The organism is Nakamurella leprariae, assembly GCF_016918035.1.
In the GTDB taxonomy this organism is placed as follows: domain Bacteria; phylum Actinomycetota; class Actinomycetes; order Mycobacteriales; family Nakamurellaceae; genus Nakamurella; species Nakamurella leprariae.
Genome location: NZ_JAERWK010000005.1, coordinates 234689 through 255882 on the forward strand (window position 1 = coordinate 234689; position 21194 = coordinate 255882).

Below are 21194 nucleotides of genomic sequence, written 5' to 3' on the forward strand. Positions count from 1 at the left end.
CGCCGGGTCAGACCGCGGTGGCGAACTTGGCCGTGTCGAAGTAGGTGGCGAACCGGGACACCCGGCCGTCCGACGCGAAGTCGACCAGGCTCACCCCGCGGTAGGAGATGTCGCCGCCGCCGGCCAGCCGACCGGTGCTCTGCCACTCGAGCACCCCCAGCCCATCGCCCTCGGCGACCCGGCTGAACTCCGAGCGGATCACCCGGAACTGGGCCAGGTACTGCTGCCAGTAGTCCCGAGCGCCGTCACGGCCGGCGAGCTGCTGGCCGGTCTCCGGCCGGACCAGCTCGGCGTCGTCCGCGAACAGGTCGACGAAGGTGCCGAGGTCGCCGCTGGACTCGAGTCGGACGACGGCGTCGGCGAACGCCTGGGCGCGGTCCTGGGACGCTCCGTGCATCGATGCTCCTGGGGTCGGTGACGGTTTCCGCAGGGATACCGCCGGACCGTCCGGGCCGGATGCCGTCCCGCTGCGGGTACCCGCCGGCCTCCGACCGGAACCCGATCAGGTGTGCCGGGCGCCGACCATGTCGGTCCGTGCGGCCGTGCCCGACTCCGGTGTGCGGCTGCCCGCCCGGCGCGCCACCACGGCCGCGCCCAGCACCACCACTCCGGTCGCGACCGCCGCCACCGCGGTCACCGTGGACTCCGGACCGGCACCCAGCCGGCCGACCGCGATCCAAGCCAGCCCCCACGCCATGGCCAGGGCCACGGCCACGTTCCGCGTCCGGACCTGCACGACGACGCCGACCAGCGCGACCACCGCGAGCACCAGCACGGCCAGCGTCTCGGCGCTGCCGCCGGTCGGATCCCAGGCCGAGGTGCGCAGCGCCGCGGTCACGTTGGCGCACACCGCGACCGACACCCAGCCGAGGTAGAGCCCGAGCATGCCGTCCACCAGGACCGTGTCCACCCGGCCGGTCGCCGGCTCGGTCACCACCCGCTGCACCAGCACGCCCAGCAGGACGACCAGTCCGGCGATCACCAGCACGCTGAACCAGATGAGGCCGCCGCGCACCACCAGCAGCCAGAGCGCGTTCAGCAGCATCGAACCGGCCACCAGCCAGCCGATGCGCCGGTGCCGGGTGTCGGTCCGCTGACCGGGCAGCCACTGCCACACGGTGTAGGCCGCGAGCCCCAGGTAGATCACCGTCCAGATGGAGAACGCCTGGGTGGCGGGCGCCAGCAGCGTGGCGTCGGCCGCCAGCGCACCGCCCGCGGCCTCCGCCACCGGGGGCCCGCCGAACACGCCGACACCGAGCAGGGTGCCCAGGACGCACAGCACCTCGCTGACGGTGACGGTGAACAGCCGGGCCCGGTCGAGCGCGGTGATCGTCGGAGTGGTGGCCATGACCCCACGCTACGACCGGTGCCCGGGCTGACCGATTCCGGTGAATCGAGCCACATCCCCGGTCACGATCCCGCCACGAACCGGTGACGATCGAGACGCGTCACGGCCCGGACGTCCAGGTGCTGTCCCGGAAGCCCTGCCGGCCGATGAGCGGAACGAACATCACCTCGCCGAGCGACTCCTCGGTGAAGTCGTCCGCGCCGCGCCGGGTGACCCGGACGAGCACCTGGCGGTCGGCCGGACCGACCGGGATGACCAGCCGGCCGCCGACGGTCAGCTGGTCCTTCAGCGCCGGTGGGACCACCGGCCCGCCGGCCGAGACCACGATCGCGTCGAACGGCGCCCGTTCGGGGACGCCGAGCGTGCCGTCGCCGATCCGGATCTCGACGTTGTCGGAGTGCAGGTCTCGCAGTCGCCGGCGGGCGGCGGCGGCGAGCCCGACGTGGCGCTCCACGGCCACCACCTCACCGGCGATCCGCCCGGCCACCGCGGCGGCGTACCCGGAGCCGGCGCCGACCTCGAGCATCCGGTCGCCCGCCGACAGCGCGACCGCCTGCAGCATCGCCGCGACGATGTACGGCTGGGAGATGGTCTGGCCCTGACCGATCGGCAGCGGCGTGTCCTCATAGGCGCGGCCGGCTGCGGACTCGTCCACGAAGCGCTCCCGGGGCACCGTTCCCATGGCCGCCAGCACCTGGTCGTCCCGGATGCCCCGCCGGACGAGCTGGCGCTGCACCATCCGGTGGCGATCGTGGGCGAAGGTCCCCGTGCGCATCCGGTCACCCCCGACCATCGGGACGTCCTGGCGCCCGAGCAGTACCCGCCCGGTCCCGGCGTCAACCAGTCCCCGGCTCGACCAGCAGCCAGCCGGTCGCCACCGACCGAGCACACCGCTGCGGGTCGTCACCCAGGTGGAGCAGGCGAACCTCTCCGTGGCCGGCTGGACGCCGGACAAGTCCGTGGCGCTCGGTGAGGGCGTGCAGCGCACGTCGCACACGACCGGCGGCTACGCCAGCCGCCACACGGCTGCGATCGGCCCGTCGCCCGGCACCTCGACGGCGGCGTCGGTGATCGTCAGATCGACGCCGCCGTGGAGCGTCTCGGCGACCCCGTCCGGGGCCAGCGTCCGAGGCAACCGGGCGCCGGACCACGGGGCCCGGGCCGCGCCCACCAGCAGTCGCTCGTCGGCCGTCTCGCGCAGGAAGGCGATGGCGTCGGCCTGCCGCACCACCCAGCGCAGGCCTCCGCGGCACAGCGCCGGGTGCCGGCGCCGCAACGCGATGAGCTCCTGGTGGAGCCGCAGCGTCTCGTCGTCCCAGCGGTCCGGACGGTCCCACGGCATCGGCCGCCGGCCGTCCTCCCCGTTGCGCCCCTGCAGCCCGAGCTCGTCCCCGGCGTAGACCATCGGGGTCCCGAGGTAGGTCATCAGCATCACGGCCGCGAGCCGCGACGCCTCGCCCGATCCGGTGACCGTCCGGATCCGGGCGGTGTCGTGCGAACTGATCAGGTTCCAGTGCCGCGCGGCGACGGCCCACGGCACCGCTGCCGCGAAGTCGCGCATGGTGTCGACGTTCTCGGTGCCCGGACGGCGGACGATCCGCGAGCCGACGCCCAGCAGACTCTCCTCGTACTCCGGGCCCACCAGCCAGGACCACACCGGTCGGCCGAACCCGGCGTAGTTCATCGATCCCTGCCAGCCGTCACCGCGCAGGTCGGCGGTGAAGTCGTTGGTGTACTCGGCGATGAGCACCGAGTCGGGTCGCACCGCGGCGAGCGTCCCGCGGATCAGCCTGGCCACGGCGGCCCCGTGGTCGTGCGCGCCGTGCCGGCCGGTCATGTTGGCCACGTCGATGCGCCACCCGTCCAGGTCGTACGGCTCTCGCAGCCACCGGGCGACGACGGAGTCGCCCGGGCCGAACATCCGGTCCCGCAGCTCCAGCGACTCCAGGTCGAACTTGGGCAGCGAGCGGTGGCCGAGCCAGCTGGCGTAATCGTCGCGGTCGCCGAAGTAGTAGAAGGAGCGTTCCGGCGCCATCGGGTCGGCGAGTGCGGCCCGGAACCAGGCGTGGTCGTCCCCGGAGTGATTGGTGGTCAGGTCGCCGACGATGCGCAGGCCGGCGTCGTGGCAGGCGCCGGCCAGCCGGGCCAGGGCGGCGTCGCCGCCGAGCAACGGGTCGACGGTCTCGAACGTGGTGGCGTTGTAGCGGTGGTTGGACCGGGCCGGGAAGATCGGCGTCAGGTACAGGGTGGTGATCCCGAGCTGCTGCAGGTGGGACAGCCGCTCCCGGATGCCGTCCAGGTCGCCGCCGTAGAACTGCTCGGAGACGCCGGGCCCGGACGGGATGACCGGGTCGTCCCAGTCCGCCGGGATGGCCCAGGCCGGGACCGGGCGCTCTGCCCCCGACCGCGCGAACCGGTCCGGGAACACCTGGTAGACGACCGCGTCCAGCGCCCAGTCGGGACCGGGATCGAACGTGGTGAGCCGGAAGTCGGCCAGATCGGTGATGTCCCGCGCGTGTTCGCCGGTGCCGTTGAGCCAGCTGTAGCCGGACCGGCCGCGGTCCAGGTGCACCCGGTAGCTGGTCACCGGGTTGTGGATGGGCACCTCCGCGGTGAACCACCGCTCACCGGCGTCCGCCCCGTCCGGCGTGGCGTCCACCCACGTCGGCTCGGCATCCTGCAGCACCCGCAGGCTCACGGACCGGACGCCGCCGCGCGCCGGCACCCGCACCCGCACCGGGACGCGGTCGCCGAGCGCCGGACGGGCGGTCCCGACGTAGAGCGCCGACCCGTCGTGGTGCGGTCCGACGCGCACCACCGCGGGGCGACCGGACGGCCGGCTCGGGCCGGTCACGCGGGCCGGACCAGCACCCGGTAGGACCACGGTCCCATCGCGAGCTCGGCGTCGCCGTCGATGTCCATCGGCTCGTCGGTGGTGAAGTCGACGTAGTGCCCGTGGCACAGCGACTGGGCGAACCGCACCCGGGTGGTGCTGGGCGCCAGGTTGAAGACCGCGAACACCTTGTCGCGGTCGTTGGCCCGCACGAAGCTCAGCACGTGCATGCTCGCCGAGTTGGGCACCTCCACCATGCGGGAGGCCCAGTGCGCGTTCCACAGCGCGGTGTTCGTCCGCTTCAGCGCGAACAGCTTCCGGTACAGCTCACCCATCGGGTGCTCGCGCCAGACGATGGGGTCCCGCTCGAAGAACTCCAGCCGCTTGTCGTTGCCGGCCTCCTGCCCGTTGTAGATGAGCGGCATCCCGTCGCCGACGGCGGACAGCACCACAGCCGCGTCCAGGGCGTCGGCGAACTGCTCGTACTCCGTGCCCTCCCAGGCGTTCTTGTCATGGTTGCTGACGAACGTCATCCGCATGCAGTCGGCCGGGTACGACTTCTCGTTCCAGGCGTAGTAGACGCGCAGCTGTTCGAGATCGGCTTCGCCCTGGGCGATCCGGTGCATGGCGTCGTTCCAGCTCCAGGCGTAGGTCATGTCGAAGGCACCGGCGTGCAGGTCGCGCGCCTCCCACTCGGCCAGCATGAACACCGGCTTGATCGCGTCCAGCTCGGCCCGCACCGTGTCCCAGAAGTCGGTGGGCACCAGACCGGCGGTGTCGCACCGGTACCCGTCGATGTCGGTCTCGGTCACCCAGTACCGCATCGCCAGGGTCATGTACTGCCGGAGTTCGGGTACGTCGTAGTCGAGATCGATGATGTCGTCCCAGTCGAACCACGGGGTGGGCCGGAACCCGCCGCGCCAGTCCCGGGCGTACCAGTTCGGGTGCTCGGTGACCAGGTTGCAGTCCCAAGCGGTGTGGTTGGCCACCCAGTCCAGGATCACGTACATCCCGAGGTCATGCGCGGAACGGACGAAGTGCGTGAGGTCCTCGGTGGTACCGAGCGCCGGTTCCAGCGCGTAGTAGTCACTGATCGCGTACGGGCTGCCCAGGGTGCCCTTGCGGCGCTCGCGACCGATCTGCTGCACCGGCATCAGCCAGAGGATGACCGCGCCCAACTGCTGCAGCCGCGGCAGGTGCGCCTCTGCGGCCCGCAGCGTGCCCTCGGGCGTGAACTGCCGGGTGTTGATCTGGTAGATGGTGGCGTTCTTGCTCCACTCGGGATGCGTGATGCGCACCGCCGGCGTCGGTCGGTAGCGGTCCGGGACCGTCATGGACGCCACGCTCCTGCTGGTCGGGAGACGCCGGACTCAGCCCTTGAGCGTGAGTCCGCTGTCCGGGTCAAAGAAGTGCAGCCGGGCGACGTCCACCACCACCTCGATCTGGTCGCCGATCCGGACCCGGGAGCGGGGCGCGAACGAGGCGACGAAGCGGGTGCCGTTCGAGCGGAGGCCGGTGTCGTCGGCGCCGGAGTCCTCGGCCAGGGCCCGGGTCTCCTCGTTCTCCACCGGCGGGACGTCCAGGTCGAAGTGCACGACGATCTCCGAGCCGAGGGCCTCGGTGAGCCCGACCGTGGCGACCAGTGTGGAGTCGGGGGCCGCGGCCTCCCGCAGCACGCCGGCGTCCTCCATGTCCTCGCTGCGGATCCCGACCGCGACCGGCCGGTCGACCCACTGGCCCAGGCTCGGGTGGTCGGTCAGCACACTGCCCGTCAGGGCCAGCGTCCGCGATCCGAACCGCAGGCCCAGGCCCTCGCCGTGCCGGATGATCCGGCCCATCCCCATGTTCATCGGCGGCGACCCGATGAAGCCGGCGACGAAGAGGTTGGCCGGGTTGTCGTACAGGTACTGGGGTGCGCCGACCTGCTGCAGGATCCCCGACTTGATGACGGCGACCCGGTCCCCCATGGTCATCGCCTCGATCTGGTCGTGCGTCACGTACAGCGTGGTGACGTTGAGGTCGTGCTGGATCTGGCCGATCTCGGCACGCATCTGCACCCGCAGTTTGGCGTCCAGGTTCGACAGGGGCTCGTCCATCAGGAACACCTGCGGTTCGCGCACGATGGCCCGGCCCATCGCGACCCGTTGCCGTTGTCCACCGGAGAGTTGCTTGGGCTTGCGGTCCAGCATCGGCCCGAGTTCGAGCATCTCGGCGGCCCGCTCCACCCGGCGGCGGATCTCGGTCTTGTCCATGCGGCGGATCTTCAGGCCGTACCCGATGTTCTCGGCCACCGTCATGTGCGGGTACAGCGCGTAGGACTGGAACACCATGGCGATGTCCCGCTCCCGGGGCGAGAGCGTGTTGACCACCCGGTCGCCGATCTTCATCACCCCGGTGCTGATGTCCTCCAACCCGGCGACCATCCGCAGCGCGGTCGATTTCCCACACCCGGACGGCCCGACCAGGACCAGGAACTCGCCGTCGGCGATCTCCAGGTCCAGGTCGTGCACCGCGTGGTAGCCGTTCTCGTACTGTTTGTTGACCTTGTCCAGCGTGACGGTGGCCATCGGGACGTCCTTCCAGGATCGGGATGTCGAAGCAGTGGCCGGGGTCAGCCCTTGACCGCGCCGGCGGTGATGCCGCCGACGATGTAGCGCTGCAGGAACTGGAACAGCACGACGATCGGGATCGCGACGATGAGCGCACCGGCCGCGAAGACGCCGAAGTTGGCGTTGCGCTGGGCCGAGATGAGTCCGTACAGCCCGACGGCGGCGGTCTTGGCCGAGTCCTCGGTGAGGAAGACGCTGGAGATGATGAACTCGCTCATCGTGCTGATGAACGACAGCAGGCCGGTGATGGCCAGGATCGGTGTCACCAGCGGCAGGATGATGCCGAAGTAGATCTGCGCGTGGGTGGCCCCGTCGACCTTGGCCGACTCGTCCAGGTCCTTGGGGATGGTGTCGAAGAAGCCCTTCATCAGCCAGGTGTTCACCCCGAGCGCGCCACCCAGGAACAGCAGGATGAGCGACCACGGGGTGTTGAAGCCGATCGCCGGGTACAGCTCGCTGATCTCCACGAAGATCAGGTAGATGGCCACGATGGCCAGGAACTGCGGGAACATCTGGACCAGCAGGATGAACAGCATCCCGGCGCGACGACCTCGGAAGCGGTACCGGGAGAACGCGTAGGCCGCCGCGGCCGAGATGAACAACGACAGGGCCGCGGACAGCAGCGAGATGAGCAGCGAGTTGGCGAACCACCGCCAGAAACTGGTCTCACTGAACAGCGTGTCGAAGTTGGCGAAGCTCGCGTCCCGTGGGATCAGCGTGGACGAGCTCAGCGTGCCCTGCGGGTTGAAGGCGGCAGAGACCACGAACAGGATCGGGAAGATCGCGAAGAACAGCGCGATCACGCCGACGACGTGCCGCCAGCCGACCCGCCGGAACCAGTTGCCGCGGGCGCTGCCCAGGCGCACCACGTGGCCGGACTGCCCGCTTCCGTGCGAGGTGTCCCGCAGTTCCGACGCCAGCATCGCTTCCGTGCTCATCAGTTGACCTCCTCCAGCACCCGGGTCCGGCGGAAGCCGATGATCGAGATGACCGCCACGATCAGGAAGATCAGCACCGAGATGGCCGCAGCGAAGCCGTAGTCCGCACCCTGACCGCCGAAGGCCAGCCGGTAGGTGTAGCTGATCAGCAGGTCCGTCGCGCCGGCCGTCGGGTTGTCGGCCGGGAACGGCCCACCGCCGGTGGTCAGGTAGATCGCGTTGAAGTTGTTGAAGTTGAACGCGAACGTGGTGATCAGCAGCGGGCCGGTGGCCACCAGCAACAATGGGAAGGTGATGGTCCGGAAGGCGTAGCCGGGTCTGGCGCCGTCCACCCCGGCTGCCTCGACCAGGTCGGACGGGATCGACTGCAGCGCGCCGGTGCAGACCAGGAACATGTACGGGAAGCCCATCCAGAGCTGGATGATGAGCACGGCCAGCCGTGCGGTCCACTCCCCACCGAGCCAGTCGACCGACAGCCCGAACAGGTTGTTGATCAGGCCGAAGTCGGCGTTGAACATGTCGCGCCAGACCAGCAGCATCGCGAAACCCGGCATGGCGTACGGCAGGATCAGCAGCGACCGGTAGATCCGGCGGCCGCGCAACTCCTCGCTGTTGAACAGCATGGCCAGTGCCAGCCCGAGCGCGAAGGTGAGCACCGGGACGAGCAGGGCGAAGGCGAAGTTCCAGAGCAGGATCTTGAAGAACGACCCGGCGATGGTCGGGTTGGTCAGCGCGTCGGTGAAGTTCTCGAACCCGACACCGACCTTCCAGCCCTGGGCCAGTGCGTTGCCGTTGGGGTCGACGAAGCTGCCGATGTCGTTGTCCGCCGTGAAGACGGTGCCCGTGTTGATGTCGGTGATGCAGTCGCAGTCGGCCTGGTAGTTCTGCCCGGCGATGCCTTCGAATGCGGTGGACAGGCCCTGGCTGCGGATGGCGCCGTCGTCGGTCGGCACCGAGAACTCGGCGATCTCGGCACCCCGGGCGGACGCCTCACCGACGTTCAGCACGGTGAAGCCCTCGGCCTCGGTGATCTTGCCGGTGGCTCCGGCACTGAAGGTGCCCGGCACCAGCGGTTCCAGCCCGGCTGCGGTGCCGGCGAACGCCGCGCCCTGGGCGTCGGTGAGCAGGAAGACCAGGTCACCGTCCGGCTCGGTCCCGATGGACAGTGCGTAGACCTCCGACCCCGGCGCCTGGGTGATCGAAGCGCTCTCGATCGCGGCGATGGCCTCGTCCTTGCTGCCTCGGTGCCCGTCGCCGAAGTTCGTGAACGCGGTGGTGAGGGTGTAGATGATGGGCGCGACCTGGAAGCCGAGCAGGAACAGCGTGCCGATGACCAGGTACTTGGCCGGGATCATCCGGGGCGACAGGTAGATCACGAAGATGGCGATCGTCGCCACGATGACGATGGCCAGGCCGATCCAGTTGCCGGCGTCGATCAACGGGATCGCGGCCCAGACGGCGATCGCGGCCGCGACCGCCAGCAGCAGCAGCTTGAGGATCAGGCCCAGCGGCCGGCCACCGGGGCCGGCCAGGCGCATGAGCCCACCCGGCGGCGGCGGGCCGCCGGCCGCCGCGGGGGCGCCTGACTCACGGACGTGCTCGACAGGACTGGCCACGACACTCCTCCAGGGTCCGTGGTGCTGCGATCGGGGGCGACGCGCAGGTGGTGGGGATCCGCCGGGCCCGGACCGGTCCGTCCGGGCCCGGCGGACGTCACCCGCCGATGAGCCCGTCGATGGTGGTGGCCAGGTCGCGGGTGGTCTGGGCCGGATCGGCGCCGCCGACGATCGCGACGATGGCCTTGCCCCAGGGATCGAAGATCCCGGCCATCTCGGTGAAGGACGGCAACGGGTCGCCCTCGGCACCGGCCTCGTTGAAGGCGGCGATGTCCGGGTTCTCGGCGGCCACCGACTCGTAGGTCTCCAGCAGGGCCGGCGGCCGCGGTTGGGCGTCGTAGAGCCCCTGCGCCACCTCGGGCTGGATGAAGTAGTTGGTCGCGAACTCCTGAGCCAGGGCCTTGTTCTGGCCCTTGCTGGCCACGTACACCGCCTGCACTCCCAGGAACGGCCGCGCCGGCGGACCGCCGGCGAACGACGGGATGTCGGAGATCGCGTAGTTGATGCCGGCCGCCTCGATGTCCGGCAGGGTCCAGGGGCCGCTGACCATGAACGCCGTCTTCTGATCGGTGAAGATCGACGCCAGGTTCTCCGAGCCGATGGACGTCTTGAGCAGCCCCTGCTGGGCCATCTGCGACATCCTGGTGTTCGCGGCGATGCTGGCGTCCGAGCCCATCTCCATCTGGTTGATGTCGTAACTGCCGTCCGGGCTCTCGCCGAACAGCGTGCCGCCGCCCGCGGTGAAGATCGGGTACGTGTGGTACGGCGCCGGGGCACCGTCGGTGCCGATCGGCAGGGCCAGCAGCTCGGTGACCCTGCCCTGCTGCTGCAGCGACGTGGCCGCGGCGGTGAGATCCTCCCAGGTCGCCGGGGCCTCGGGCGCCAGATCGGTGTTCCGGTAGAGCGCGAGGTTCTCGACCGCGTAGGGGATCCCGTAGACCTGGCCGTTGAAAGTCACCGCCTGGATGGCGGCGGGGTTGAACAGGTCCTTGGTGGCGTCGGTCATCGGGACGGGATCGATGGCGCCGTTCTGCACCAGCTGGCCGATCCAGTCGTTCGCGCCCAGCACCAGGTCGGGTCCGGTGCCCGCCTGCGAGGCGGTGAGGAACTGTGTGCGGGTCTCGTTGACCGCCTGGACGTTCACCGTGACGCCGTTCTCGGCAGCGAACGCGTCGGCCGCCTCCTTCACCGGCGGGGCGTACAGCGCGTCGGTCCAGATCGTCAGCGTCCCGGCCGCGCTGCCCGCCGGGGCGCCGCCGCCGGTCGTGGCCGGCGACTCCTCGGCCGTGGTGCCGGTGGCCGCACTGGTGGCCGTCCCCGCCCCGGCCGCGGAGGTGGCCGCGGTGGTCCCACCACCCCCGTCGTCGGAGCCGCCGCAGGCGGCCACCAGGAGGGCGACGATCCCACCGAGCGCGATGAGTCGTGCGTGTCGTGATCGCATGTCGGGCTCCTCAGCACAGCTCTGGGCATCGGGTCTCGCGCGTCGCACACGGGTGGCCCGACCTGGGCTCCGGGGCTGTCACCGGCGCCGTCGGTCGGACGAAATGCTTGTGTGCGGCATCACACTCCTGGTCGGGCGATCGCGCAAGGCGAGACGTGGATGGCCTTCCGATCGTTGTGTTCCAACGCATCTGCCGGGCTGATCCGGCTGAACCGGTTCAGCACCGCATCCGGCCAACCGTCCGGCCTGATCCGATTCACCATGGGGGACCGCAGTGGCGCGTGCGACGATCGGGGATCAGCACGGCTCGGGCGGAGGCGGGGAGGCGATGGCGTCACCAGGCCGATCGACCACGCCGCCGCGGGTCAGGCTCCGGGACGTCGCCGAACGGGCGGGCGTCTCCCAGACCACGGCGTCGTACGTGCTGGCCGGACGCCGCGACATGGGCATCTCCGCGACGACCGAGCAGCGCGTCCGGCACGCCGCCCGCGAGATGGACTACCGGCCGAACCTGATGTCCCGTGGGCTGCGGACCCGCGGGTCGGACACCATCGGGCTGCTGTCGGACGTCATCGCCTCGGAGGCGTTCGCGGGCGACATCGTGCGCGGCACGCTGGCCACCGCCGTGCTGCACGGGCACCAACTGTTCATCGGCGAGAGCGAGGGGTCCGTCGCGGTGGAGCGGACGCTGGTGCACAGCATGGCCGACCGTGGCGTGAAGGGCTTCGTCTACGCGTCGATGTACACACGCCGGGCGACCATCAGCAAGGTGCTGCGGGAGCACCCCGTCGTGCTGCTCAACTGCGTGAGCACCGGCCGCGCCCTGCCGGCGGTGGTGCCCGCCGAACGAGAGGCCGGACGCGCGGTGGCCCGCGTCCTGGTCGACCACGGCCACCGCCGGATCGCCCTGGTCGGGGAACCGGCGCCGCACACCATGGCCGCGGCGGAACGACTGGCCGGGATCGACGACGTGCTCGCCCCCCCAGGGGCTGGAGCTGACCGATCTCATCGACACCATCTGGTGGCCGGAGCCGGCCCACGCGGCAGTCAGCCGGTACTTCGCGGAGGGCCACCGACCGACCGCGCTGATCTGCCTGAACGACCGGATCGCCCTGGGCGCGTACCAGGCCGCCGCAGAGGCGAGGTTGTCCATCCCGGACGACCTCTCGGTGATCTCCTTCGACGACTCGGACCTGGCCGGATGGCTGCGCCCCGGACTGACCAGCGCCGCGATCCCCCACTTCGAGCTGGGCCGCCGCGCGGTGGAGCGACTGCTGGAACCGTCGCTGTCCCCCGGCATCGAGCGGGTGCTCATGCCGCTGTCCGAACGCGAGTCGGTGGCGCCGGCCCCGATCAGCCGAACGGCCCGACCTCGAGCACGCGCAGCACCGGCTCCCCCGCCTCGTCCGCCGCGGCCACGTCGATCTCCGCGGTGATCCCCCAGTCCCGGTCGCCCTGCGGGTCGTCGAACACCTGCCGCACCGACCATGCCTGCGGTCCGGGCCGGACGGTGATCAGCGCGGCGCTGCGGGCATCGGCGCCCACGGCCAGGTCGTCGTACTCGGCCCAGTAGCCGTCCATCGCCTCGGCCCAGGCCTGCTCGGTCCACACCGACGCCCCGACGGCGTCTTCCGGGGCCAGGTCGCGCAGCTCGCCCAGGTCGGCGTACGCCCGGCGGGACAGCAGCTCGACCCGCCGGAACAGCGCGTTGCGGACCATGACGGTGAATCCGCGGACGTTGGCGGTGACACCGCGGCCGGCGTCGGCGCTGGGCGGGCGCACCCCGGGCAGGCCGGTCTCCTCCTCGTCCGGATGCGCCAGCGCCTCCCACTCGTCCAGCAGCGACGAATCCACGCCGCGGACGAGTTCGCCCAGCCACGAGACGATGTCGGTGAGCTCTTCGGTCCGCGCGTCCAACGGTACGGTGCGCCGCATGGCCCGGTAGGCGTCGGCGAAGTAGCGCAGCACCACCCCCTCGGACCGGCTCAGACCGTAGAAGGCGACGTACTCGGAGAACGTCATGGCGCGTTCGAACATGTCCCGCACGATGGACTTCGGGTCGGGGGTGTACTCGGCCACCCACGGATGGCCGCGCCGGTAGGTCTCGTAGGCGACCTCGATGAGATCGGCCAGCGGCTTCGGGTGCTCGACCTCCTCGAGCAGTTCCATCCGCTCCTCGTACTCGAGCCCGTCGGCCTTCATCGCGGCGACCGCGTCGCCGCGGGCCTTGTACCGCTGCGCGGCCAGGATGGTGCCCGGCCCCTCGAGCGTCGCCTCGATGAGCGAGACCACGTCCAGCGGATAGCCGTCCGACTCGCGGTCCAGCATCTCGAGCGCGGCCAGCGCCAGCGGCGAGAGCGGCTGGTCGAGCGCGAAGTCCAGCTGCAAGTCCTCGGTCAGCCGGTACCGCCGCCCGGTCGCGTCCGGGACGTCGAGCCGCTCGATGATGCCGGCGGTGAGCAGGGCCTTGGTGACGGCGATGGCGCGCAACGCATGTCGCAGCTGCCGGTCGCGCGGCTCGTGGCTGCCCTCGATGAGCCGGCGCATGGCGGTGAACGCGTCGCCGGGGCGGGCGATGACGCCCAGCACCATGGCGTGCGACACCCGGAAGTGCGACCGCAGCGACTCCGGTCCACCCTCGACCAGCTTGTCGAACGTCTTCTCGGTCCAGTTGACGAAGCCCTCGGGCGGCTTGCGCCGCACCACCTTCCGCTTCTTGGCCGGGTCGTCCCCGGCTTTGGCCAGTGCACGCTCGTTCTCGATCACGTGCTCCGGCGCGAGCACGACCACGTCGCCGGCGGTGTCGTACCCGGCCCGGCCGGTGCGTCCGGCGATCTGGTGGAACTCGCGGACCGACAGCAGCCGGGTGCGCCGTCCGTCGTACTTGCTCAGGCCGGTGAGCAGCACGGTCCGGATCGGCACGTTGATGCCCACGCCGAGGGTGTCCGTGCCACAGATGACCTTGAGCAGCCCGGACTGGGCCAGCTTCTCGACCAGCCGCCGGTACTTGGGCAGCATCCCGGCGTGGTGCACGCCGATGCCCTGCCGCACCAGCCGGGACAGCGTCCGGCCGAACCCGGCCGAGAAGCGGAAATCGCCGATGGTCTCGGCGATCTGGTCCCGCTCGGCCCGGGTCGCCACGGCCAGGCTGGACAGTGCCTGCGCGCGCTCGAGGGCCGCAGCCTGGGTGAAGTGCACCAAGTACACCGGAGCCCGTCCGGTGCTGATCAGTTCCTGCAGCGTCTCGGTCAGCGGCACCAGCGTGTACTCGAAGTGCAGCGGCACCGGCCGCTGCACGCCGGTGATGAGGCTGGTCTCCCGGCCGGTCCGCGCGGTCAGGTCCTCGGCGAAGAAGGAGACGTCGCCGAGCGTCGCGGACATCAGCACGAACTGGGCGCGCGGCAGTTCGAGCAGCGGCACCTGCCAGGCCCAGCCCCGCTGCGGGTCGCCGTAGTAGTGGAACTCGTCCATCACCACGACGCCCGGGTCGGCGTCGGCCCCGCCGCGGAGCGCGATGCCGGCCAGGATCTCGGCCGTGCAGCAGATGATCGGGGCGGTGGCGTTCACCGCCGAGTCGCCGGTGATCATGCCGACCGCGTCGGCCCCGAAGATGTCGACCAGGTCGAAGAACTTCTCGGAGACCAGGGCCTTGATCGGCGCGGTGTAGTAGGCCCGGCGGGAGCCGCCGGCCTGCTGGGCGGTCAGCCCGGCGAAGAGCGCGGCGGTGGCGATCATGCTCTTGCCCGACCCGGTCGGCGTCGCCACGATCACGTTGTTCTCGGCGACGATCTCCAGCAGCGCCTCCTCCTGGTGCGAGTAGAGGCTCAGACCGCGCTGCTGCGCCCAGCCGGTGAAGGCGTCGTAGACGGTGTCCGGGTCGGGTTCCCCGTCGACCAGGCCGGAGTGGTCCGGGCCGCCGAGGCGCTCCCGCCAGGCCTGCGGGTTCTCCCCGGCGGGGACGAGGTCGGCCACGGTCGTCATGCCGTCCAGCCTCGCACGGCCGGGGTCGCCGGCTTGACGGCCGACGACGTTGGGTACAGATCACCCGCCCGCGTCCGATCGGGCGTGGCGCACGAGGAGTCAGCACAGAGCCAGTGGATGCCAGGATCCGGCGGGTGGCGACCGAGGTGTTCGGGTGGCCGTCCCTGCGTCCCGGTCAGCTCGAGGCCATGCGCTCCGTCGTCGACGGTGTTCAGCCGACCACTGCTGACGCGTCGACGGCAAGCCGCCGACGCGTCAGGTCTTGGCTGCCGGCCGGCAGCGCGCACAGGGTCTGCTCGTCCGGTCACTCCCCGACGAGGACACGGACTTCGCGTGGTTGCGCCCAGTCGCTGACGTCATCGAATTCCTCGTCGTGCTGTGGCCGGAGATCCGTGTCACCGACTTCGACGGGGCGGGCAGTGGCACCGGCGTCCTGGTGTGGTGCGGGTGGGTGGTGCTCGGGCTCGCGCTCGTCGCCGTCGCGCAGCTGCGCAGAACTCGAGGCACCGTCACGGCGCACTGATCATCGGCGGCGTCACTGCCGCAGCATCGGCCGCAGCGTCTCCAGCACACTCACGTCGTCGATCGTCGAGGGCACCGGCTCGTCGGCGCCGTCGGCGATGCCGCGCATGGTCCGGCGCAGGATCTTCCCCGAGCGGGTCTTGGGCAGGCCCGGCACCACCAGCACCTCGCGCAGCGCGGCCACCGCCCCGATCCGGTCCCGGACCAGTTGCACCAGCTCGGCCTGCAGCCGCTGTTCGTAGCCGGGCTCGGAGGTGTCCACACTGGACTTCAGCACCACGAAACCACGCGGCACCTGCCCCTTGAGCGCATCGGACACCCCGATGACGGCGCACTCGGCCACGTCCGGGTGGGAGGCCAGCACCTCCTCCATCCCGCCGGTGGAGAGCCGGTGTCCGGCAACGTTGATCACGTCATCGGTGCGCCCCATGACGAAGACGTACCCGTCCTCGTCGAGGTGGCCGCCGTCGCCGGACAGGTAGTAGCCGTCGAACGCGGACAGGTACGAGCGGACGAACCGCTCGTCGTCCTGCCACACGGTGAGCAGCGCGCCGGGCGGCAGCGGGAGCTTGGCCACGATGGCTCCGTCCTCGCCGGCCGGGACGCGTCCACCCTGCCCGTCCAGCACCTGGATGTCCCAGCCCGGCATGGGCAGGGTGGGCGATCCGGGCTTGATCGGCAGCAGTCCGACACCGGCCGGGTCGGCCGCGATGGGCCAGCCCGTCTCGGTCTGCCACCAGTTGTCGATGACCGGGATGTCGAGCAGTTCGGTGGCCCAGCGGTGGGTCTCGGGATCGAGCCGCTCGCCGGCCAGGAACAGGTACCGCAGGCTGCTCAGGTCATACCGGCCCGCGAGCGCACCGGATGGGTCGTCCTTCTTGATGGCCCGGAACGCGGTCGGCGCGGTGAACATCGTCCGGACCCGGTGCTCGGCCACCACCCGCCAGAACTGGCCGGCGTCCGGCGTGCCCACCGGCTTGCCCTCGTAGATCACCGTCGTCGCCCCGGCCAGCAGCGGTGCGTAGACGCAGTACGAGTGGCCGACCACCCAGCCGACATCGGATGCGGTGAACATCGTCTGGCCGACCCCGACGTCGTAGATGCCGCGCATCGTCCAGGCCAGCGCGGTGGCGTAGCCGCCGCTGTCCCGGACCACGCCCTTGGGCTTCCCGGTGGTGCCGGAGGTGTAGAGGATGTAGAGCGGATCGGACGAGGCCACCGGCACCGGGTCGGCGGGCGTCGCGCCGGTCATCGCCTGCTCCCAGTCGTGCTCGGCGCCGGTCAGCTCGGCCGGGGACTGCGGCCGCTGCAGGACCACCGTCGCGTCGGGGGTGTGGCCGGCCAGCGCGATGGCCTCCCGCACCATCGGCACGTAGGGCAGGACGCGGCTCACTTCGATGCCGCAGGACGCGGTCACGATCACCTTCGGGGTGGCGTCGTCGATGCGCAGAGCCAGCTCCCGCGGCGCGAAGCCGCCGAAGACCACCGAGTGGATCGCCCCGAGCCGGGCGCAGGCGAGCATGGCGACGACCGCCTCGGGGATCATCGGCAGGTAGATCACCACCCGGTCGCCCCGCTCGACGCCCAGCCCGCGCAGCACCCCGGCGAACCGGCTGACCTGGTCGAGCAGGTCGGCGTAGGTGATGGACCGCTGGGTGCCGGTCACCGGGGAATCGTGCACGACGGCCACCTGATCACCGCGACCGGCGGCCACGTGCCGGTCGACGGCGTTCGCGCAGACGTTCAGCCGACCGCCCGGGAACCAGCGGAAGAACGGTGCCTGCGTGTCGTCCAGCGCCCGCTCCGGAGGGGTGTCCCAGTCCAGCGTCCGGGCAGCGTCCAGCCAGAAGGTCTCGGGATCCTGCAGGCTCAGCGCGTGCAGGGCCCGGTAGTCCCCGGTGTCGGCCCTGTGGTCCTGACCGGTGTCCTCACCCATGATCGACCCCTTCGCGACGGTGCGAGCTGGTGCGCGATCAGGCTAGCCAAGGCGATCACTCATGGCGCGTACGGACTCAGGTAACCGCACTGCCGGCAGCGCATGGCCTGGATCTCCCACCTGTCCCGCCCAGGACTCCCAGGATCCTGTCGGCACCGTCGTCCAATTCCCTCGACGGCCATCTCCGTGCCTCGTACGGTGCTGAGTGTCTCCCGAGCGATGAGTCCGGGTGGCCGTGCAGGTCCACTCCCCGACACCCGCCCGTGAGGCGCCGGCCCGACTCGTCGATCGGAGACCACCCGTCATGACCGCACCACCCGCCATCCAGGCCGAGGGCCTCATCAAGGTGTTCGGCAGCAACCGTGCCGTGGACGGCGTCGACCTGACCGTCGGATCCGGGACCGTCTACGGGCTGCTCGGCCCGAACGGTGCCGGCAAGACGACGGTGGTGAAGATGCTCGCCACGCTGCTGCGGCCGGACGGCGGCGAGGCCCAGGTGTTCGGCCGCGACGTCCGGCGCGAGGCCGACCACGTCCGGGAACTGATCAGTCTCACCGGGCAGTACGCCTCGGTCGACGAGGACCTCACCGGCACCGAGAACCTGGTGCTGCTGGGGCGGCTGCTCGGCGCCGGCAAGCGGGCCGCCCGGAACCGGTCGGCCCAGCTGCTGGAGGCGTTCGGGTTGACCGAGGCCGCCGACCGGCAGGTCAAGCAGTACTCCGGAGGCATGCGGCGGCGGATCGACATCGCCGCCAGCATCCTGTCCACGCCCAAGCTGCTGTTCCTGGACGAGCCGACCACCGGCCTCGATCCGCGCAGCCGCAACCAGGTCTGGGAGATCGTCCGGGCCGTGGTGGCCCAGGGCACCACCGTGCTGCTGACCACCCAGTACCTGGACGAGGCCGACCAGCTCGCGTCGCGCATCGCCGTCATCGACCACGGCACGGTGATCGCCGAGGGCACCAAGGGTGAGCTCAAGGCGTCGGTCGGACTGGGCACCGTGCACGTCCGGCTGCGGGACGCCGACCGCCGGGCCGAGGCCGCCGAGGTGCTCGAGCGGGTGCTCGGTTCGGAGGTCACCCTGGACGCCGATCCCGTCGCCGTCACGGCCCGCATCGGCGAGCGCGACACGGGTGGCCCGGGCGCCGTCGTCGAGGGCACCCCGGTCACCGAACTGGCCGCCGAGCAGGCCGCCCTGGCCCTCACCGAGCTGGCCCGCGCCGGCATCGTCGTCGACACCTTCTCGCTCGGACAGCCGAGCCTGGACGAGGTGTTCCTGGCCCTCACCGACCATCCCGCCTCGGATCGATCCGTCGACGCCGAGGCGACCGAGCAGGGAGCTGCGGCATGACCACCACCGAACGCGGCACCGACACGACGGCGATCTCGGCCGAGGCCCTGGAGCGGGGGTTCGACTCGAGCCGGCTGTCCGGCGTGCTGTCGGCCACCGAACGACCGCCGCGGCCGAGCGGGCTGTCGTCGTCGATCACCTTCGGCTGGCGGGCCGTGCTGAAGATCAAGCACGTCCCCGAGCAGCTGTTCGACGTCACCCTGTTCCCGATCATGATGACGTTGATGTTCACGTACCTCTTCGGAGGTGCGCTGGCCGGTTCGACCACCGAGTACCTGCAGTACTTCCTGCCGGGCATCCTGGTCGCCAGCATCGCGATGATCACCATGTACACCGGCGTCGCGGTGAACACCGACATCGCCAAGGGCGTCTTCGACCGGTTCCGCACCCTGCCGATGTGGCGGCCGGCGCCGATGGTCGGCTACCTGCTCGGCGACCTGTTCCGGTACGTCATCGCCTCGGTGGTCATCGTGGTGATGGGTCTGATCCTGGGCTACCGGCCGGCCGGCGGCGTGGTGGGCGTGCTGGCCGGGGTGCTCGTGCTGCTGGTGTTCTGCTTCGCCTTCTCCTGGGTGTGGACGATGTTCGGCCTGCTGCTGCGGTCGGAGAAGTCGGTGATGGGCGTCAGCATGATGGTGCTGATGCCGCTGACCTTCCTGTCCAGCGTGTACGTCGACCCCTCGACCATGCCGGGGTGGCTGCAGGCGTTCGTCAAGGTCAACCCGGTCACCCACGTCGCCGACGCGGTCCGCGCCACCATGAGCGGGGTCTGGGACGGCAGCGCCCTGCTCTGGGTCGCGGTCTGGACGGTCGCGCTCACCGTCGTCTTCGGGACCTGGACGATGCGGCTCTACAACCGCACGTGAGGCCGGCCGGCAGCCGCACGCGGCACACTGGATGGGTTGCCCGTCGCAGGCAGCCCCGCACCCGTCCAGCAGGAAGAGCCGCACCGTGACCGACGGACCGTTGATCGTCCAGTCCGACAAGACGCTGTTGCTGGAGGTCGGGCACGCCGACGCCCCGGCGGCGCGGGCCCAGATCGCCCCGTTCGCCGAGCTGGAACGCTCCCCCGAGCACATCCACACCTACCGGATCACCCCGCTGGCGCTGTGGAACGCGCGCGCCGCGGGCCACGACGCCGAGCAGGTGGTGGACGCGCTGGTCCGCTGGTCGCGGTTCGCGGTGCCGCAGGCGCTGCTGGTCGATGTGGTCGAGACGATGAGCCGGTACGGCCGGCTGGTGCTGCAGTCACACCCGACGCAGGGTCTGATCCTGATCTCCCGGGACCGCGCGGTGCTGGAGGAGATCCTGCGGCACAAGAAGATCGCCCCGATGCTGGGAGCCCGGATCGACCAGGACACCATCGCCGTCCACCCGTCGGAGCGGGGTCACCTCAAGCAGGCGCTGCTCAAGGTCGGCTGGCCGGCCGAGGACGAGGCCGGCTACGTCGACGGTGAGGCACACCCCATCGAGCTGGCGCCCGACGGCTGGGAGCTGCGGCCGTACCAGGCCGAGGCGGTGCAGGGCTTCTGGGCCGGCGGGTCCGGCGTGGTGGTGCTGCCCTGCGGTGCCGGCAAGACGCTGGTCGGTGCGGCAGCCATGGCCGAGGCGGCGGCGACCACGCTCATCCTGGTCACCAACACCGTCTCCGGTCGGCAATGGAAACGAGAACTGGTAGCGAGAACCACATTGACCGAGGAGGAGATCGGCGAGTACTCCGGCGAGCGCAAGGAGATCCGCCCGATCACCATCGCCACGTACCAGGTGATGACCCGGCGGTCCAAGGGCGAGTACAAGCACCTGGACCTGTTCGACTCACGCGACTGGGGCTTGATCATCTACGACGAGGTGCACCTGCTGCCGGCACCGGTGTTCCGGATGACGGCCGACCTGCAGTCCCGCCGCCGGCTCGGGCTGACCGCCACCCTGGTGCGCGAGGACGGCCGCGAGGGCGACGTGTTCTCGCTCATCGGACCGAAGCGGTACGACGCCCCGTGGAAGGACATCGAGGGCCAGGGCTGGATCGCACCGGCCGAGTGCACCGAGGTCCGGGTGACCATGACCGACGCCGAGCGACTGTCCTACGCCACGGCCGAGCCGGAGGAACGGTACAAGATCGCCGCCACGGCCCGGACGAAACTGCCGGTGGTGCGCCAGATCCTGGCCCAGCACCCGGACGAGCTCACCCTGGTCATCGGCGCCTACCTGGACCAGCTCGACGAGCTCGGCCGCGAGCTGGACGCCCCGGTCATCCAGGGGTCCACCACGAACCGGGAGCGGGAGAAGCTGTTCGACGCGTTCCGCTCCGGCGAGATCCGCACCCTGGTCGTGTCCAAGGTGGCCAACTTCTCCATCGACCTGCCCGAGGCCTCGGTGGCGATCCAGGTGTCGGGCACGTTCGGCTCCCGTCAGGAGGAGGCGCAGCGACTGGGCCGGTTGCTGCGACCCAAGGGCGACGGCAAGCAGGCGCACTTCTACTCGGTCGTCTCGCGGGACACGCTGGACACCGACTACGCCGCGCACCGGCAGCGCTTCCTGGCCGAGCAGGGCTACGCGTACCGCATCGTCGACGCCGACGACCTGCTCGGCCCGGCGGTGCCGGACGCCGGCGAGTAGGCG

Annotated in this window: 16 protein-coding genes and 1 pseudogene; 6 read left to right on the forward strand and 11 right to left on the reverse strand. The window is 70.8% G+C overall.

Going from position 1 to position 21194, the window contains the following annotated elements; all coding sequences use genetic code 11:
- Positions 1 to 7: 7 nt before the first annotated feature.
- From JL106_RS03990 to JL106_RS04030, 9 genes are all read right to left on the reverse strand, one after another.
- Positions 8 to 397, reverse strand: coding sequence for a nuclear transport factor 2 family protein (locus JL106_RS03990; RefSeq protein WP_205259371.1), 390 nt, complete (start codon positions 395 to 397; stop codon positions 8 to 10).
- 105 nt (positions 398 to 502) lie between these two features.
- A complete protein-coding gene (locus JL106_RS03995; protein WP_205259372.1) occupies positions 503 to 1348 on the reverse strand; it encodes a tryptophan-rich sensory protein in 846 nt (281 codons plus the stop codon).
- Between the two features lie 100 nt (positions 1349 to 1448).
- Positions 1449 to 2123, reverse strand: coding sequence for a protein-L-isoaspartate(D-aspartate) O-methyltransferase (locus JL106_RS04000; RefSeq protein WP_205259373.1), 675 nt, complete (start codon positions 2121 to 2123; stop codon positions 1449 to 1451).
- A 231-nt stretch (positions 2124 to 2354) separates the two neighbouring features.
- The gene (locus tag JL106_RS04005) at positions 2355 to 4202 is read right to left on the reverse strand and encodes a glycoside hydrolase family 13 protein (RefSeq protein WP_328841253.1); all 1848 of its coding nucleotides are present in this window, start codon (positions 4200 to 4202) and stop codon (positions 2355 to 2357) included.
- Entirely contained in the window at positions 4199 to 5515 is a 1317-nt protein-coding gene (locus tag JL106_RS04010; RefSeq protein ID WP_205259374.1) for an alpha-amylase family glycosyl hydrolase, read from the reverse strand. Before JL106_RS04010 ends, JL106_RS04005 begins: the two co-directional genes overlap by 4 nt.
- 36 nt (positions 5516 to 5551) lie before the next feature.
- Positions 5552 to 6748: an ABC transporter ATP-binding protein gene (locus JL106_RS04015; RefSeq protein WP_205259375.1), complete on the reverse strand. Its 1197-nt coding sequence runs from the start codon at positions 6746 to 6748 to the stop codon at positions 5552 to 5554.
- A gap of 44 nt (positions 6749 to 6792) precedes the next feature.
- Positions 6793 to 7728 carry a sugar ABC transporter permease gene (locus JL106_RS04020; RefSeq protein WP_236006660.1) on the reverse strand — a complete coding sequence of 312 codons (936 nt, stop codon included), beginning with the start codon at positions 7726 to 7728 and terminating at the stop codon, positions 6793 to 6795.
- Positions 7728 to 9266, reverse strand: a complete 1539-nt coding sequence (locus JL106_RS04025; RefSeq protein WP_407940090.1) for an ABC transporter permease subunit — start codon at positions 9264 to 9266, stop codon at positions 7728 to 7730. Before JL106_RS04025 ends, JL106_RS04020 begins: the two co-directional genes overlap by 1 nt.
- A gap of 175 nt (positions 9267 to 9441) precedes the next feature.
- On the reverse strand, positions 9442 to 10785 hold the full coding sequence (locus tag JL106_RS04030) for a sugar ABC transporter substrate-binding protein (RefSeq protein WP_205259377.1): 1344 nt from the start codon (positions 10783 to 10785) through the stop codon (positions 9442 to 9444).
- Between the two features lie 328 nt (positions 10786 to 11113).
- Between JL106_RS04030 and JL106_RS22385 the strand changes: the two are divergent.
- Positions 11114 to 11713 (forward strand): annotated as a pseudogene (locus JL106_RS22385) (LacI family DNA-binding transcriptional regulator); the annotation flags it as partial.
- Positions 11714 to 11879: 166 nt separating this feature from the next.
- Positions 11880 to 12221, forward strand: coding sequence for a substrate-binding domain-containing protein (locus JL106_RS22390; RefSeq protein WP_407940091.1), 342 nt, complete (start codon positions 11880 to 11882; stop codon positions 12219 to 12221).
- Here the strand turns inward: JL106_RS22390 and JL106_RS20660 are convergent.
- Positions 12139 to 14766 (reverse strand): DEAD/DEAH box helicase, encoded by a 2628-nt coding sequence (locus JL106_RS20660; RefSeq protein ID WP_236006662.1) that lies wholly within the window; start codon positions 14764 to 14766, stop codon positions 12139 to 12141. The two genes, JL106_RS22390 and JL106_RS20660, sit on opposite strands and share 83 nt — an antisense overlap.
- Before the next feature lie 337 nt (positions 14767 to 15103).
- Between JL106_RS20660 and JL106_RS04040 the strand changes: the two genes are divergently transcribed.
- The gene (locus JL106_RS04040) at positions 15104 to 15289 is read left to right on the forward strand and encodes a hypothetical protein (protein ID WP_205259379.1); all 186 of its coding nucleotides are present in this window, start codon (positions 15104 to 15106) and stop codon (positions 15287 to 15289) included.
- A 12-nt stretch (positions 15290 to 15301) separates the two neighbouring features.
- Here JL106_RS04040 and JL106_RS04045 read toward each other — a convergent pair whose 3' ends face one another.
- Entirely contained in the window at positions 15302 to 17224 is a 1923-nt protein-coding gene (locus tag JL106_RS04045; protein ID WP_205259380.1) for a propionyl-CoA synthetase, read from the reverse strand.
- Positions 17225 to 17528: 304 nt separating this feature from the next.
- Between JL106_RS04045 and JL106_RS04050 the strand changes: the two genes are divergently transcribed.
- The 3 genes from JL106_RS04050 (at position 17529) to JL106_RS04060 (ending at position 21191) form a co-directional block, all read left to right on the forward strand.
- Positions 17529 to 18575 carry an ATP-binding cassette domain-containing protein gene (locus JL106_RS04050; RefSeq protein WP_205259381.1) on the forward strand — a complete coding sequence of 349 codons (1047 nt, stop codon included), beginning with the start codon at positions 17529 to 17531 and terminating at the stop codon, positions 18573 to 18575.
- Positions 18572 to 19441, forward strand: a complete 870-nt coding sequence (locus JL106_RS04055) for an ABC transporter permease (RefSeq protein WP_205259382.1) — start codon at positions 18572 to 18574, stop codon at positions 19439 to 19441. Before JL106_RS04050 ends, JL106_RS04055 begins: the two co-directional genes overlap by 4 nt.
- Positions 19442 to 19526: 85 nt before the next feature.
- The gene (locus JL106_RS04060; protein ID WP_205259383.1) at positions 19527 to 21191 is read left to right on the forward strand and encodes a DNA repair helicase XPB; all 1665 of its coding nucleotides are present in this window, start codon (positions 19527 to 19529) and stop codon (positions 21189 to 21191) included.
- Positions 21192 to 21194 lie beyond the last annotated feature (3 nt).

What these genes read in the sequence shown, in the direction of transcription:
- JL106_RS03990 (WP_205259371.1), bottom strand. Translation starts at nt 397, where the DNA reads ATGCACGGAGCGTCCCAGGACCGCGCCCAGGCGTTCGCCGACGCCGTC.
- JL106_RS03995 (WP_205259372.1), bottom strand. Translation starts at nt 1,348, where the DNA reads ATGGCCACCACTCCGACGATCACCGCGCTCGACCGGGCCCGGCTGTTC.
- JL106_RS04000 (WP_205259373.1), bottom strand. Translation starts at nt 2,123, where the DNA reads ATGCGCACGGGGACCTTCGCCCACGATCGCCACCGGATGGTGCAGCGC.
- JL106_RS04010 (WP_205259374.1), bottom strand. Translation starts at nt 5,515, where the DNA reads ATGACGGTCCCGGACCGCTACCGACCGACGCCGGCGGTGCGCATCACG.
- JL106_RS04015 (WP_205259375.1), bottom strand. Translation starts at nt 6,748, where the DNA reads ATGGCCACCGTCACGCTGGACAAGGTCAACAAACAGTACGAGAACGGC.
- JL106_RS04020 (WP_236006660.1), bottom strand. Translation starts at nt 7,728, where the DNA reads ATGAGCACGGAAGCGATGCTGGCGTCGGAACTGCGGGACACCTCGCAC.
- JL106_RS04025 (WP_407940090.1), bottom strand. Translation starts at nt 9,266, where the DNA reads ATGCGCCTGGCCGGCCCCGGTGGCCGGCCGCTGGGCCTGATCCTCAAG.
- JL106_RS04030 (WP_205259377.1), bottom strand. Translation starts at nt 10,785, where the DNA reads ATGCGATCACGACACGCACGACTCATCGCGCTCGGTGGGATCGTCGCC.
- JL106_RS20660 (WP_236006662.1), bottom strand. Translation starts at nt 14,766, where the DNA reads ATGACGACCGTGGCCGACCTCGTCCCCGCCGGGGAGAACCCGCAGGCC.
- JL106_RS04045 (WP_205259380.1), bottom strand. Translation starts at nt 17,224, where the DNA reads ATGGGTGAGGACACCGGTCAGGACCACAGGGCCGACACCGGGGACTAC.
- JL106_RS04050 (WP_205259381.1), top strand. Translation starts at nt 17,529, where the DNA reads ATGACCGCACCACCCGCCATCCAGGCCGAGGGCCTCATCAAGGTGTTC.
- JL106_RS04055 (WP_205259382.1), top strand. Translation starts at nt 18,572, where the DNA reads ATGACCACCACCGAACGCGGCACCGACACGACGGCGATCTCGGCCGAG.